This is a genomic window from Kitasatospora sp. A2-31 (assembly GCF_022288725.1).
GTDB lineage: Bacteria > Actinomycetota > Actinomycetes > Streptomycetales > Streptomycetaceae > Kitasatospora.
In genome coordinates, this window is the sequence record NZ_JAKNTA010000282.1 from 1 (window position 1) to 1,009 (window position 1,009).

Sequence of the window (1,009 nt, forward strand, 5' to 3'; positions counted from 1 at the left end):
CCGGGTTGTCCCCCGAAACGACCAACGGGCGGGCGGTCCGGAGGACCACCCGCCCGTGTCGAGCATCACCCGCCTCAGCGGCCGCGGCGCCGCCCGCCCCGACCGCGCTCGGCACCCCGGGCGGCGCCGGCGGTGCGCCCGGCCCGGGCCGCCTTGGCCCGCCGGGTGGCGGCCTTCACGCCGCCCGGGCTCTCCCCGGCCTTGACCTGGACCACCCGGGTCGAGGTCTCCAGGGTGCCCTCGCCGACCGAGATGACCGACCACTCCACCGCGCCGAGCTTGGCCAGGCCGGCCCGCGACTCCGCCAGCTCCTGCTCGGCGCTGTCGCCCTTGAGCGCCAGCATCTGACCGTGCGGACGCAGCAGCGGCAGGCCCCAGCCGGCCAGCCGCTCCAGCGGCGCCACCGCGCGGGCCGTCACCACGTCCACGGCCAGCTTGCCGACCATCTCCTCGGCCCGGCCGCGCAGCACCGTGACGTTCTCCAGCCCCAGCTCGCGGACGACCTCCTCCAGGAAGGTGGTCCGGCGCAGCAGCGGCTCCAGCAGCGTCACCGACACGTCCGGACGGGCCAGCGCGACCGGGATGCCGGGCAGGCCGGCCCCCGAGCCGACGTCGCACAGGGTGGAGCCGGGGGGCAGCAGCTCGGCCAGCACCGCGCAGTTCAGCACGTGGCGGTCCCAGAGCCGGGGCACCTCGCGGGGGCCGATCAGCCCGCGCTGGACGCCGGCCGTGGCCAGCAGCTCGGTGTAGCGGACCGCGGCGTCGTAACGGTCGCCGAAGACCTCCCGTGCCACCGGTGGGGCTTCGGTCAGCTCCGCGGCCGCCGCGCCGTCGGCGACCTGGCCCTCACCGGGCCGGTCCGCCTGGGCGGAACCGGCCGGGCCCTCAGCGGCCGAACCGCCGACGCCCGTCACCGGCTCACCGGCAGCCGCGCTCTCCGTGTCCATCTCGACCTCTCCGCTCCCCGGATCCACCGACCCGCTCTTCACACCGTTTCACGTGAAACATC

The 1,009-nt window shown here is 76.7% G+C and carries 1 protein-coding gene; it reads right to left on the reverse strand.

Translation table 11 applies throughout. The features are described from left to right. Positions 1 to 74: 74 nt before the first annotated feature. Positions 75 to 947: a 16S rRNA (guanine(527)-N(7))-methyltransferase RsmG gene (rsmG, locus tag MCM47_RS41465; RefSeq protein ID WP_238860470.1), complete on the reverse strand. Its 873-nt coding sequence runs from the start codon at positions 945 to 947 to the stop codon at positions 75 to 77. Positions 948 to 1,009 lie beyond the last annotated feature (62 nt).

Bases quoted from the DNA above. Each gene is read 5' to 3' on its own strand.
- rsmG (WP_238860470.1), bottom strand. From the start codon at position 947: ATGGACACGGAGAGCGCGGCTGCCGGTGAGCCGGTGACGGGCGTCGGC.